Annotated in this window: 13 protein-coding genes; 10 read left to right on the top strand and 3 right to left on the bottom strand. The window is 66.7% G+C overall.

From position 1 onward, the window contains the following. A partial coding sequence (locus tag ADBZ5N_RS12305; protein ID WP_526257764.1) for a copper amine oxidase occupies nucleotides 1-462 on the top strand: 462 nt, incomplete at its 5' end. Nucleotides 463-477: 15 nt separating this feature from the next. On the opposite strand, the gene ADBZ5N_RS12300 is transcribed toward ADBZ5N_RS12305, so the two are convergent. Continuing rightward, a complete protein-coding gene (locus tag ADBZ5N_RS12300) occupies nucleotides 478-2,001 on the bottom strand; it encodes an amino acid permease (protein ID WP_526257763.1) in 1,524 nt (507 codons plus the stop codon). A 115-nt stretch (nucleotides 2,002-2,116) separates the two neighbouring features. Between ADBZ5N_RS12300 and ADBZ5N_RS12295 the strand changes: the two genes are divergently transcribed. Further along, the gene (locus tag ADBZ5N_RS12295; protein ID WP_526257762.1) at nucleotides 2,117-3,022 is read left to right on the top strand and encodes a universal stress protein; all 906 of its coding nucleotides are present in this window, start codon (nucleotides 2,117-2,119) and stop codon (nucleotides 3,020-3,022) included. Nucleotides 3,023-3,033: 11 nt separating this feature from the next. On the opposite strand, the gene ADBZ5N_RS12290 is transcribed toward ADBZ5N_RS12295, so the two are convergent. After that, a complete protein-coding gene (locus tag ADBZ5N_RS12290; protein ID WP_526257761.1) occupies nucleotides 3,034-3,921 on the bottom strand; it encodes a peptidylprolyl isomerase in 888 nt (295 codons plus the stop codon). 117 nt (nucleotides 3,922-4,038) lie between these two features. Between ADBZ5N_RS12290 and ADBZ5N_RS12285 the strand changes: the two genes are divergently transcribed. From ADBZ5N_RS12285 to ADBZ5N_RS12270, 4 genes are all read left to right on the top strand, one after another. Next, nucleotides 4,039-4,716 (top strand): MBL fold metallo-hydrolase, encoded by a 678-nt coding sequence (locus ADBZ5N_RS12285; protein WP_526257760.1) that lies wholly within the window; start codon nucleotides 4,039-4,041, stop codon nucleotides 4,714-4,716. A 28-nt stretch (nucleotides 4,717-4,744) separates the two neighbouring features. After that, a complete protein-coding gene (hisS, locus tag ADBZ5N_RS12280; protein WP_526257759.1) occupies nucleotides 4,745-6,004 on the top strand; it encodes a histidine--tRNA ligase in 1,260 nt (419 codons plus the stop codon). A 118-nt stretch (nucleotides 6,005-6,122) separates the two neighbouring features. Beyond that, nucleotides 6,123-6,578, top strand: a complete 456-nt coding sequence (locus ADBZ5N_RS12275) for a hypothetical protein (protein WP_526257758.1) — start codon at nucleotides 6,123-6,125, stop codon at nucleotides 6,576-6,578. Further along, nucleotides 6,568-7,113 carry an Rv2576c family protein gene (locus ADBZ5N_RS12270; RefSeq protein ID WP_526257757.1) on the top strand — a complete coding sequence of 182 codons (546 nt, stop codon included), beginning with the start codon at nucleotides 6,568-6,570 and terminating at the stop codon, nucleotides 7,111-7,113. Before ADBZ5N_RS12275 ends, ADBZ5N_RS12270 begins: the two co-directional genes overlap by 11 nt. 23 nt (nucleotides 7,114-7,136) lie before the next feature. On the opposite strand, the gene ypfJ is transcribed toward ADBZ5N_RS12270, so the two are convergent. Next, nucleotides 7,137-8,021, bottom strand: coding sequence for a KPN_02809 family neutral zinc metallopeptidase (gene ypfJ, locus ADBZ5N_RS12265; protein ID WP_526257756.1), 885 nt, complete (start codon nucleotides 8,019-8,021; stop codon nucleotides 7,137-7,139). A gap of 170 nt (nucleotides 8,022-8,191) precedes the next feature. On the opposite strand from ypfJ, the gene aspS reads away from it, so the two are divergent. The 4 genes from aspS to ADBZ5N_RS12245 form a co-directional block, all read left to right on the top strand. Then, nucleotides 8,192-9,970 carry an aspartate--tRNA ligase gene (aspS, locus tag ADBZ5N_RS12260; protein WP_526257755.1) on the top strand — a complete coding sequence of 593 codons (1,779 nt, stop codon included), beginning with the start codon at nucleotides 8,192-8,194 and terminating at the stop codon, nucleotides 9,968-9,970. Nucleotides 9,971-9,986: 16 nt separating this feature from the next. Then, a complete protein-coding gene (locus ADBZ5N_RS12255; protein ID WP_526257754.1) occupies nucleotides 9,987-11,312 on the top strand; it encodes a hypothetical protein in 1,326 nt (441 codons plus the stop codon). A 348-nt stretch (nucleotides 11,313-11,660) separates the two neighbouring features. Then, entirely contained in the window at nucleotides 11,661-12,092 is a 432-nt protein-coding gene (locus ADBZ5N_RS12250) for an MmpS family transport accessory protein (RefSeq protein ID WP_526257765.1), read from the top strand. After that, a partial coding sequence (locus ADBZ5N_RS12245; RefSeq protein ID WP_526257753.1) for an MMPL family transporter occupies nucleotides 12,089-13,219 on the top strand: 1,131 nt, incomplete at its 3' end. The genes ADBZ5N_RS12250 and ADBZ5N_RS12245, both read left to right, overlap by 4 nt.

Raw genomic sequence — 13,219 nt, 5'->3', positions numbered from 1 at the left:
GATTTCGACTGGTCAACCCAGCGCGCCTGGAAGGTCGTCAACCCGAACAAGACAAACTCCTACGGCACCAACGTCTCCTACAAACTGGTTCCAGGAGCATGCTTCCCGCCGATGATGGACCCGTCGACGGTCCAGTATCTGCGCGCTCCGGTGATCGGCCACACCCTGTGGGTCACCAAGAACAGCGGCGAGGAACGTTGGCCGGCAGGCAAATACCCGGCTCAGTCCGAAATCGACACCGGGATGACCGAGTGGATCAAGGATGATGCGCCGCTGGTGAACACCGATGTGGTGCTCTGGTATGTGTTCGGGATCCACCACATCACCCGGATGGAGGAGTGGCCGATCATGTCGGTCGACACGGTGTCGTTCTGGCTCAAGCCCTCCGGCTTTTTCGACCGCAATCCCTCGATTGACGCAGCCCCGACTGCCAAGGGCGGCGGAGCCTGCCACTCCGACTGAACCGTGGCGGTGGGTCTACCCCACCACCACGGGGGTGTCTTTGCGCAGCGTCTCGCCGCGGAAGAAGTCCGGGGACACCGCACGCCAGGCCAGCATCAAGCCCAGGCCCAGCGCGATCAAGCCCACGCCCAGGATCAGGACCAAGCCGACCCCGAACACGCTTGCGCCACTTCCGTAGTCCGGTGAGGCGCTGTCGCGCAGCGTGATGATCAGGACTGCGAATAGCCCCAATCCGCCCAGGAGGGGGAACAGCAGCTTGAAGACGAAGCTGTTGATGTTGGTGAACAACTCGTGGCGGAAGAACCAGATGCAGGCGAAGGCGGTCAGGCCGTAGTAGAAGCAGATCATGATGCCCAGCGCGTAGATGGTGTCCATCAAGGCGTTCTTGGAGAGCACGTGCAGCACCGTGTAGAACGTCCCGGCCACCACACCGGCTGTCACGGTCGCGTAGGACGGGGTCAGGTACCTCGGGTGGATCGAAGCGAATCGGGGCGGCAGGGCCTTGTAGGTCGCCATCCCCAGCATGGTCCGCGAGGACGGCAGGAAGGTGGTGATCAGGCTCGCGGTGCTGGAGGCCAGCACCGCCAAATACAGCAGCAGATGCCACGGACTGCCCAGGACGGGCTCCGCCAGTGAGCCGAAGACGTTGCTGGAGTTCTCGGTGTTGCCCAGTCCGAGACCCTCTTCGCCGACCCCGGCGTACATCTGGCTTGCGGTGGCGACGATCAGGTAGGTCAGCAGGATCGATAGCACGCACAGAAGCGCCGCGCGGCCAGGCGTCTTGGTCGAGCCCTTGGACTCCTCGTTGACCGTCAGACAGGTGTCCCAGCCCCAGAAGGCAAAGATTGACCCGGACAGCCCGGCAACGAACGCCGACACCGTTAGTCCCGCCGGGCTGAACCAGTCCCAGGAGAACGGAATCCCGGTAGGCGCCGAACCTGACTTCGCGATCGCCACAATGGCGAACGTCGCCAAGATGGCCAGTTGGAAACCGACCAGGACGAACTGCACCCGCTCAGTGGTGGTGATGCCGCGATAGGCCACCCAGGTTGCGACAGCCAGGAAGGTCAGGCAGGTCGCGACATTGATCCACGTCGACTCCCACAGGTTGCCGAGTTGCTCGTTTCGGAACAGATCGCCGAGGAACTGGTAGAAGAACTCCACGGCCACCCCGGCCAGATTGGACAGCACGATCGCTGTCGCCAGAACGGCCGCCCAGCCTCCGATCCAGCCGATGTAGGGACCGAAGGCCTTGCTGGTCCAGGTGAACGAGGTGCCGCAGTCCGGCATCACCTTATTCAGTTCGCGGTAGGCGTAGGCGGCGAAGAACATCGGCAGGAACCCCGCGATGATCACCACCGCCATCTTGTGGCCGGTCTGGGACACCAGGATGCCGATGGTCGCGGTGAGTGCATACGCCGGCGCGACCGAGGAAATCCCCAGGACCACACTGCCCAGCACTCCGACCGAGTTGCGCGACAGGCCTTTTTCTTCTAAATCGGACTCAGGCGCGTGGTGAACCTGATGTGTTTCACTCATGCTGCCCCCGCCGGGTTGGCTCCGAATCAACGATGGAGAGTACCGTACCGCTCACGCGGCGACCCGGCTTGGTGTTTGCTCTTTGCAGTACTTATCTCGATTGGATGGAGCGCTCATGACCGAGGAAGTCGACGCGGCCGAAAGCGGTGTCGTTGTCGGTGCCGACGGATCCGAGCACGGCGTCGCCGCGGTGCGCTGGGCCGCAGACACGGCGATGGCCTACGGCCTGCCGCTGACGGTCCTGCATGCCCGCCCCGACGCGGACGCCGAGCCGACCCTGGTGACCGAGCCGACCGGTGTGCTCGGGGATGCCGTGGCCCTCGCCCGGCAGGAACAACCCGACGTGCAGATCCGGGCGCTGCAGATGCCCGATGCCCCGGTGCAGTCACTGCTGGCTGCCGGCGAGAACGCCGATGTGGTGGTCATCGGGTCCCGTGGCGTCGAAGGGTTCCGCGGTTTGCTGCTGGGCTCAACCACAATGCATGTCGCCCCCTACGCCCAGTGCCCGGTGGTGGTGGTGCACTCGGGGATGGAGGGCGGAGTGCCCTTCGAATCCGACGGCGATGAGGGCAACCCGGGGCAGGTGGTGCTGGGCTACGACGGATCACCGGCCTCCAACCGGGCCGCCGCATTCGCCTTCCGTCATGCCCAGGCAGTCGGTTGCGGGGTGGTGGCGGTGAACGTCGACCCGGGGCGCGGTGAGCCCGAGACCGAGCGGATCCACCCCGAGGACGCCACGCCCGGATCGGACACCAGCGCCTTCCACTCGCCGGTGATCGTGACCGCCTCGTCGTTCCCCGATGTTCCGGTGTCCTTCGTGGGCGGCACCGGGCGGCCGGCCGAGGTGCTGCTCGCCGAGGCCCGCGGTGCGGTCCTGCTGGTGGTGGGCAGCCGCGGCTCGGGAGGGTTCTCCGGCCTGGTGATGGGATCGGTCAGCCAGAAGGTGCTGGCGCATGCCGAATGCCCGGTGGCGGTGTTGCACCCCGGCATTCCCGCCGAGACCGCAGCAGGGATCGGCTGACCGGATCGGAGCTAGTCCAGCAGGACCGACTTGACCTTCACCTCGGTGGCCGGCTTGCCGTCCACCCCGCCACCGCCGACGCCGGCCGCGGCGATCTTGTCCAGGGTGGCCAAGCCGGTGGAGTCGATGGTGCCGAACACGGTGTAGTTCGGCGGCAGCTTGGAGTCCTTGTAAACCAGGAAGAACTGGCTGCCATTGGTGTCAGGGCCGGCGTTGGCCATCGCGAGTGTGCCACGCGGATAGAGCACCGGTTTGCCCAGCGCCGGATCGGCCTTGTCGTACTGATTGGTGGGGTACTCGTTGGCGAACGCGTAGCCCGGTCCGCCCGACCCGGTGCCCGTCGGATCGCCGCATTGCAGGACGCCGAGGTCGGGGGCGGTGGTCAGACGGTGGCAGACGGTGTCATCGAAGTAACCCTTCTGGGCAAGGCTGGCGAAGCTGTTCACCGTGCACGGCGCCTCGGCGTTGTTCAAGATGAGGCCGAGGTTGCCCTGGTCGGTGGACATGCTCACACTGACCGTCGCCGGATCGGTGGGAACTTTCCCGGTGTTGGGGGGTGTGACGTCCTTGGCCTTCTGGCTGGCCCCCGGGTACTGGCAGTTCGCGCCGAGGTCGGCTGGGGCTTTGAAGGCCGGCAACTGGTCGGGACCGCCGCGGATCAACTCGGTGGGCGTCGGGGCGGCTGCCGCCGGGGTGCTGCCGGCCGCGGGATCGGTGGTGGCGGGCTTGTTCTCGCCTCTGAACGCGAAGAACGCGATCGCCGCGGACCCGGCCACCATGGTCATCATCGCCGCGACCACGGTCAGGATGCGCTGTCGCCGATCCTGCTGAGCGCGCTGCTCAAGCTGCCGCTCAAGTTCGCGCTTGGCTGTTTCGCGTCGTTCTGCGTTGCTGGACACGCTGCCGATCCTTTCCGTCCGCGCTACCGGCGTTTCGCCGCGCAGACGAGTGTGCCAGCCCGGCCGGTGGCCGGGGGTCAAGACCCACCCCAACCGCAGGATGGGACACTGTCCAGCGTGTTGCTCACGGGTTTCCCAGCCGGCATGTTGGCCTGCAACTGCTACGTGCTGGCCGCCCGCCAGGGGTCAGACGCCATCATCGTCGACCCCGGTCAGCGGGCATTCGGGCCGTTGCGCCGGATCCTGGACGAGAACCGACTGACCCCGGCGGCGGTTCTGCTGACGCACGGCCACATCGACCATCTCTGGTCGGCGCAGAAGGTGGCCGACACCTTCGGTTGCCCGGTTTACATCCATCCCGAGGACCGGTTCATGCTCACCGACCCGATCCGGGGATTCGGCCCGCGGATCGCCCAGATGGCGTTCGGTGCGATGTTCCGGGAGCCCAGACAGGTGATCGAACTCGACCGTGACGGTGCCACCCTGGACCTGGGCGGTATTCCCGTCATCGTCGACCACACCCCCGGACACACCCGCGGATCGGTGGTCTTCCGGGTCACGGGGACCGCGACCGATGGCGAGGATCGGGTTGCGTTCACCGGTGACACCCTGTTCCGTCAGTCGATCGGGCGTACCGACCTGCCGGGCGGCAGCGGCCGGGATCTGCTGGGTTCGATCCTAAACAAATTGCTGATCCTCGACGACGACGTCACAGTCCTGCCGGGACACGGCCCGGCGTCCACGATCGGGCTGGAACGACGCACCAACCCCTTCCTTGAGGGGCTGACGCTATGACCGCACTGCCGGACGCCGGGGCGGCCTGGTGAGCGAGTTCCAGGCGCCCAAAGGCGTGCCCGACTACCTGCCCCCGGAATCGGCGGAGTTCGTTGCCGTCCGCGATGGTCTGTTGCAGGCCGCCCGGCGAGCCGGCTACGGCGACATCGAGTTGCCGATCTTCGAGGACACCGCCCTGTTCGCCCGCGGGGTGGGGGAGTCCACCGACGTGGTCTCCAAGGAGATGTACACCTTCACCGACCGCGGCGAACGGTCGGTCACCCTGCGCCCGGAAGGGACCGCCGGGGTGATGCGGGCGGTGATCGAACACGGTCTGGACCGTGGTGCGCTGCCGGTCAAACTCTGCTACGCCGGACCGTTCTTCCGCTACGAGCGCCCACAGGCCGGCCGCTACCGCCAGTTGCAGCAGGTCGGTGTGGAGGCGATCGGCGTCGACGACCCGGCGCTGGATGCCGAGGTGATTGCCGTCGCTGACGCCGGTTTCCGTTCCCTGGGCCTGGAAGGCTTCCGGCTGGAAATCACCTCACTGGGTGATGAGACCTGCCGGCAAGAGTATCGAAATCTGTTGCAGCAGTATCTTTTCCGTCTGGATCTGGATGAGGCCACCCGGGCTCGGGCGGAATTGAATCCCCTTCGGGTGCTCGACGACAAGCGACCGCACGTCCGTGAGCTGACCGCCGATGCACCGGTGATGCTGGACCATCTGTCCGACACCGCCAAGGGACACTTCGACACCGTGCTGGCGCATCTGGACGCGCTGGGAGTTCGCTATGTGGTCAATCCCCGTCTGGTGCGGGGCCTGGACTACTACACCAAGACCACCTTTGAGTTCGTCCACGACGGTCTGGGCGCTCAGTCCGGTATCGGCGGCGGCGGGCGCTACGACGGCCTGATGGCCCAACTGGGTGGCCAGGACCACTCGGGCATCGGCTTCGGTCTCGGTGTGGATCGCACCGTTCTGGCGCTGCGGGCCGAAGGTAAGCCAGTGGGCTCGCAGACCCGCTGCGAGGTGTTCGGCGTGCCACTGGGGGAGCAGGCCAAGCTCGAACTCGCCCGACTGGCGGCGGCGCTTCGGGCCGCTGGAGTGCGGGCCGATCTGGCTTACGGAGACCGCGGAATCAAAGCAGCCATGCGCGCGGCGGATCGGTCCGGAGCGCGGATCGCGCTGGTCGCCGGCGACCGGGACATCGACGCCGGGACGGTGGGGGTCAAAGACCTCTCGACCGGTGAGCAAGTCGACATCCTGGTCAATTCCGTTGTAGCTGAAGTGGTTTCGCGGCTGAGCTGATCACCCCTACGGCTACTCGGGCGGTTCCGGCCGCGTTCGATTCCGAAGTCGGGGCGCCCTCAATGTTTTCTTAGGGCCGGCGGGGAACCTCGGGCCGGGTCCGGCCCGTTGATCAGGCATGAACCGGCTGATCGAGGACTATCTGCGCACCAGGGGTGTGCGGTATTTCCGGGGCCACCACGACGACGAGTACTTCTATCTCGTCGATTTCGTCGTCGGTGCCGACCGTGGCCGGCTCAACGTGCATCTGGAGGTCTGCGACGCCGACCGGGGTGGTCTGCAGGCCAGCATCACCCCGGATCGCTACTACCCGGCGCAGAGCCGTCAACTCCTGGAAGACCTGGTGGACCGGTGCAACGCCGGCACCCCGGCGGTGGGCAGCGTAATTCACGACTCCTGCGATCCGATGCTGGTCGGGGTGCAGGTCCGTGGGCACTCCCGTCCGGCTGACAGCGTCGCGTTGGGTGATTTCGTCGAGGCCGCCGTGGCCTGCTCGGTGGACCTGTTCGGGACACTGGCAGCGCTGGCCCAACCCGCCCGGCGGGGGCCCGAAACGCTCCGCGATGCCGGCTGACCGAAGCCGTAACGCCCCGGTGCGAACCGCCGATATGGCCGGTATGCGACATCTGACAGTGGCGGTCGCCCTGGTGGCCGCCGGTATCGCGGGCGCCCCCCCGGTGGCCGCAGACCCTGCCGCCCCGACGTCCCCCGAGCCGACGTCGACTGCGCCCGCGCCGACTGCGCCCGCGGCGACCAGCAGCACCGCCCCGGAGACCGACTCCGCCCCCGCGGGGGCCCGCCAGGTGACCTACACCGTCACCACCACCAGCGACCTGACCGCCAACATCTACTACGTCACCGGCGACCCGCCGAGCCAGGCCGAGGCCAACGATCCGAAGTTCATGCCGATGGCCCGCACGCTGGTGGGCCCCGGCGCACCGTGGAAGTTCCAAGCCACACTCAACGATCCCAACCAGTGGGCGTTTGTCAGCGCCAGCGGCGGTCTACGGGTCAACCCGGAGTTCCGCTGCGAAATCGCCGTCGACGGCCAGGTCGTGGTGTCCCAGCAGGGGGGCAGCGGTGTCCAGTGCTCGCTGCGGCCCTGGTAACCATCCCCGGGACCTGCTGGGGATCAGCCCAGATCGCGCGCGCTGAAGGTGTCGCACTTATTGGGGTCACCCGTCTGGTAGCCCACGGTGAACCACTTCTGGCGCTGCGCCGAGGACCCGTGAGTCCAGGTGTGCGGGGTGACTCGGCCGGTGGCCTGCTTCTGGATGTGGTCATCGCCGACTGAGGCTGCCGCCGACAGCGCATCGGCGATGTCCCGGTCGCTCAACGGCTGCAGATAGGTCACGTCGGTGCCGGGCTGCTTGGTGATGGCCGCATAGTGCGCCCACACCCCGGCGTAGCAGTCGGCCTGCAATTCCGATCGCACCCCGGCGCCCTGAGCGCCTTGGGCTCCCCGGCCCTGCGCCTTCTGCAGGTCGCCGGTCAGGTTCTGGACGTGATGGCCGTACTCGTGGGCGACTACGTACTCCTGGGCAAGCGGGCCGCCACTGGAGCCGAAGTCGCGCTTGAGGATGTCGAAGAAGTCGGTGTCGAAGTAGGCGGTGTAGTCAGCCGGACAGTAGAACGGGCCGATATCGCTGTCAGCAGCCCCGCACCCGGTGTTGATCTGCCCCTTGAACAGTGTCATCTTCGGTCGCTGATAGCCGGGCAGCAGTTGCTGCCAGACGGTGTCCACCGAGTTGCCGGTGGCGACCACCCGGCACTCGACGTACTTGTTCGCGTCGGCGCCGGTCTTGCACTTGCTCAGGTCGTAGCTGCTGCCCTGGGACTGGGCGGGGCCAACCGACTGCTGCTGGAGCACCGGGCCGGGGTCGACGCCGAGGAACAGGGCGATCAGCATGATCGCCAGGCCGCCGACACCGCCGCCGACCGCGATGCCGCGACCCCCGCCGCGGCCTCCGGTGGAGGTGGTGCTGGTGTCGATCCGCATGCCTTCGTTGAAGGTCATGACCGCTCCTCGTCATTTCACCCGTCTGGCCGGGCGCTTGCCGTGGTCCAGTTTGCCACAGCGTCGACGACCGGTGGCCTGCTCGAAAGCCGCTTCGAGGGCCGCATCGCCCACCTCATAGACTTGGCACGCGTTCACCGGTTGATTCACCGTCAGATCAGGGAGATTTAGTGCTGCGCAGTCATGCCGCCGGCTCGTTGCGGGCCTCCGATGCGGGGCAGAAGGTCACCCTGGCGGGTTGGGTGGCGCGCCGACGTGACCACGGCGGAGTCATCTTCATCGACCTGCGTGACGCCTCCGGGGTCGCACAGGTGGTTTTCCGAGAGGCCGACGTGCTCGCACCGGCCCACCGCTTGCGTGCCGAATTCTGCGTAGCCGTCGACGGGGTCGTCGAAATTCGGCCGGAAGGCAACGCCAACGCCGAGATACCCACCGGTGAGATCGAAATCAACGCGATATCGCTGACGGTGCTGGGGGAGAGCGCGCCGCTGCCCTTCCAACTCGATGAGCCGGCCGGCGAAGAAGCGCGGCTGCGGCACCGCTATCTCGATATGCGTCGCGACGACGGCCCCGGTGCGGCGCTGCGACTGCGCTCCAAGGCCAACGCGGCCGCCCGGTCGGTGCTGGCAAGTCACGACTTCGTCGAAATCGAGACACCGACGTTGACTCGTTCCACGCCGGAGGGCGCGCGAGACTTCCTGGTGCCGGCCCGACTTCAGCCGGGCTGCTTCTACGCGTTGCCGCAGAGCCCGCAGCTGTTCAAGCAGCTGTTGATGGTCGGGGGCATGGAGCGTTATTACCAGATCGCGCGCTGCTACCGCGACGAGGATTTCCGCGCCGACCGCCAACCCGAGTTCACCCAACTCGATGTGGAGATGAGCTTCGTCGACACCGACGACGTCATCGACGTCGCCGAGGAGATCCTCGCGGCGCTGTGGTCCCTTGTCGACTATGAGTTGCCGCGGCCCATCCCGCGGATGACCTACGCAGAGGCTATGCGCCGATTCGGCTCGGACAAACCGGATCTGCGCTTCGGACTCGAACTCGTCGAGTGCACCGACTACTTCGCTGACACCCCGTTCCGGGTGTTTCAGGCGCCCTACGTCGGGGCGGTCGTGATGCCCGGTGGGGGATCCCAGCCCCGCCGCACTCTTGACGGCTGGCAGGAGTGGGCCAAGCAGCGCGGCCACAAGGGACTGGCCTATGTGCTCATCGGCGAGGACGGCACGTTGAGTGGCCCCGTCGCCAAAAACCTCTCCGAGGCCGAGCGCGACGGCCTGGCCGCTCACATCGGCGCCGAACCCGGTGACTGCGTGTTCTTTTCGGCCGGGCCGGCCAAGACTTCGCGCGCTCTACTGGGTGCCGCGCGCGGCGAAATAGCCCAACGACTGAACATGATCGACGAGAACGCCTGGGCGTTCGTCTGGATCGTCGACCCGCCACTGTTCGAACCGGCCGGTGACGCCACCGCCTCCGGGGATGTCGCGGTGGGTACCGGTGCCTGGACTGCCGTGCACCACGCCTTCACCTCACCCAAGTCCGAACAGGCCGACGCCGTCGTCACCGATCCCGGAACGGTTCTGGCCGACGCCTACGACATCGTCTGTAACGGCCACGAAATCGGCGGCGGCTCGATTCGTATCCACCGACGCGACGTGCAGGAGAAGGTGTTCGCGGTGATGGGTATCGATGCGGGGGAGGCTGACGAGAAGTTCGGATTCCTGTTGGAGGCCTTCACTTTCGGGGCGCCCCCGCACGGCGGAATCGCCTTCGGCTGGGACCGCATCACCGCACTGCTGTTCGGTGCGGATTCCATCCGCGACGTCATCGCGTTCCCCAAGTCCGGCGGCGGGGTGGATCCGCTCACCGATGCTCCTGCGCCGATCACCGCCCAGCAGCGCAAGGAGTCCGGGATGGATCAGCAACCGGAGCCGGGGCGCAGTGGATAACCCGGGGGGTAAGCCGGTGGATAACCAGCTCGACTACTTCGATCAGGCGGCTTTCCTGTCGCTGCGGGCACTCGGACGCGAAACGCTGCAACAGGCGATGTGGATCTATGACCACGGCGTCGACATGGAGGGCCTCCGCCGGTTCCACCGTAACCTCGGTCAGGGCCTGCTCGGACGCCGCATCGAGCGATCCCCGCTGCCGTTCGGTCGCCATCGGTGGGTGGCTGCGCCCGATCAGCATAACTTCTCGATCGCCACTACGGCCCGGCCGCGCAGCGATCTTGGCGCCTGGCTCGACGAGCAAGCAGCCGTTCGGATCGATCCGGAGCGTGGACCGTCATGGCGACTTTCGGTGCTGCCCTTGGAGGACGGGGGAACCGCGGTCACCATGGTGGTCTCGCACATGGTCGCCGACGGAGCCGCGAGCATCCTGTCGGCTCTGCTGGCCGTCAAAGGCATGACGTGGGATCTGGGTTATCCGCCGCCGGGCTCCCGCGCGCGCGGACGTGCGCTGCGTGAAGACTTCGCTGCCCTGCGTCGCTCCGCACCGGACATGGCCCGCGCGGTCAAGGCGGCTGTCCGGCTTGCCCGCGAAGACACCGAGGAACTTCGCTCCTCGGCAGAGCGGACCACGGCCGCCACCAGCCAGCAGCAGCAACCGGTGATCGTCCCCTCGGTCTGCGCGTTCGTCGACATCCCGGAGTGGGATCAGCGCGCTGCCAGCCTCGGGGGGACGCCCAACGCCCTGCTGACCGGCCTGGCCGCCAGGATCGGCAAGCGTCGGGGCCGGGTGGATTCGGCGGGACAGGTCATGCTGCAACTGCCGGTCAGCCAGCGGACCGAATCCGATACCCGCGCCAATGCTCTGACCGGAGTTTCGGTCATGGCGCAACCGGACGAGGTGACGACCACCCTGACCGGGATCCGGGCGGCGGTCAAAGAAGCGCTGATCGGCCGTGGCGATGAACAACACAAGTTGCTGGCTACCGTGCCGCTGACACCCCTGACGCCCAAACGCGTTGCCCGTAAGTTGCACGGGCTGGCGATGGGCGTTGGGCGTCCGGTCGGTTGTTCGAATGTCGGCGACGCAGACCCCGATGTGAACCGCCCGGACGGCACGGACGCAGATTTCTTCTGGGCGCGGACGGTGGAATGGCCGATCACTCCCGGCGAGCTCGACCACATGGGCGGACTGCTGATGATCGGATCGTTGCGCATCCACGGGAAAGTCGTCGTCTCCGTCATGAACTGGGAGCCCGGATCGGTCAATACCCGGGAAAAGCTGCGGGAGACCATCGAGGCGGCGATCGCCGACTTCGGCCTCACAGCGACCCTGATGTGAGCGGTCGTGACCAACCCATGACACGCGTCACAGCCGTTTAGCATCAGCAGACTGTTAGTCATACTATGTAGCGGTGACGGTCGCGGGGTCCCACCACGCTCAACGCGCTGCCCAAGGGAGCGCTACGTGACGGTGGACAGCCCCGAGGCACTGGTTCCCGACGATGAAATCCCCGGCGAAAACCACGGCACCGTCGCCGCACCGCAAGCCAGCCGCCGGGAAACACGGCGGGCTAAAGCGGCTCAGAAGGTGACCGCCAGGGCCGGCAGACGATCCGCCGCCGAAGCCAGGGCCGTGCAGAAGACCCAGGACAAGGCCAAACGCTCGCGGCGCAGTCTCGGCTACTGGCTGATTCGGCTGTTACGGAAGGCCTGGATGCCGCTGGTCATTCTGGCGGTGATGGCGGTGGCGGCCTTCACCGTCGACCGACTGCACGGCGTTTTCGGAAAAACCGAGACCACCCGGCCGGGCAGTGGGCTGTCCAACGATCCTGCGCCATTCGACCCCAAGACCGTGGTCTATGAGATCTTCGGCCCGCCGGGATCCGTCGCCACAGTGAACTACCTCAACCTCGACGCCGAACCCCAGATCGCGCGCGACGTCGTGCTGCCGTGGTCGGTGACCCTGACCACCAACGCGCCCGCCGCAGCCGCCAACATCGTCGCCCAGGGCAACAGCGACACCATCGGTTGTCGGATCACCGTCGACGGCGAGGTCAAGGACGAGCGGGTCTCCACAGGAGTCAGCGCACAGACGTTCTGCATCGTCAAATCCGGATGATCACACCGCCCGAGGCCCGCCCGGAGGCGCAGCACGCGACACGTCCCCACATCGCCCGCATGATCCGCCTGCTCGCCGTTCCCATCATCCTGGGTTGGCTGGCGCTGGCCGCGTTCACCAATACCGCCGTGCCCCAGATCGAGGTCGTCGGCCAAGCCCAGTCGGTCCCGATGGCCGCCGAGGACGCCCCGTCGACCATCGCGATGAACCGGATCGGCAAGGTCTTTGGGGAGTTCGACTCCAACACCGCGGTGATGATCGTGCTGGAGGGCGATCAGCCGCTCGGTGAGGACGCCCATCGGTACTACGACGAGGTGGTCACCCGGCTCAACGCCGACACCAAGCACGTCGAGCACGTCCAGGACTTCTGGGGTGACCCACTGACTGCGGCCGGCGCTCAAAGCGCCGACGGCAAGGCGGCCTATGTGCAGGTCTACCTGGCCGGCAACATGGGCGAGGGGCTGGCCAACGAGTCGGTGGAGGCCACCAAGACCATCGTGGAGAGCGTGCCGACACCGCCCGGGGTGAAGGCCTATGTCACCGGGCAGTCGGCACTCATCGCCGACACCCACATCGCCGGTGATCGCAGCCTTCAACTCATCACGTTGCTCACCTTCGGCGTGATCACCCTCATGCTGCTGTTCGTCTACCGGTCAGTGGTCACGGTCCTGCTGGCGTTGTTCATGGTGTTCCTCGGGCTGGCCGTCGCGCGGGGGGTGGTCGCCTTCGCCGGCCATTACGACCTGATCGGGCTGTCGACGTTCGCCGTCAACTTGCTGACGATGATGGCGATCGCCGCCGGCACCGACTACGTGATCTTCTTGTTCGGTCGTTACCAGGAAGCCCGGGCCAAGGGCGCCGATAAGGAATCCGCCTACTACGAGATGTTCCGCGGAACGGCGCACGTCGTGCTGGGATCGGGCCTGACCATCGCCGGTGCGATGCTCTGCCTGCATTTCACCCGACTGCCGACCTTCCAGTCCCTGGGTGTCCCGCTGTTCATCGGGATGCTGGTGGTGGTGCTGGCTGCGTTGACGTTGGGACCGGCGGTGGTGACCGTCGCGAGCTACCTGCGTGGGCTGGAACCCAAGCGCGCCATGCGGATCCGGTTCTGGCGGCGGCTGGGC

The sequence above is a fragment of the Mycobacterium sp. genome (genome assembly GCF_044370595.1).
Lineage (GTDB): Bacteria > Actinomycetota > Actinomycetes > Mycobacteriales > Mycobacteriaceae > Mycobacterium.
This window is presented reverse-complemented; position numbering and strand designations above follow the sequence as displayed.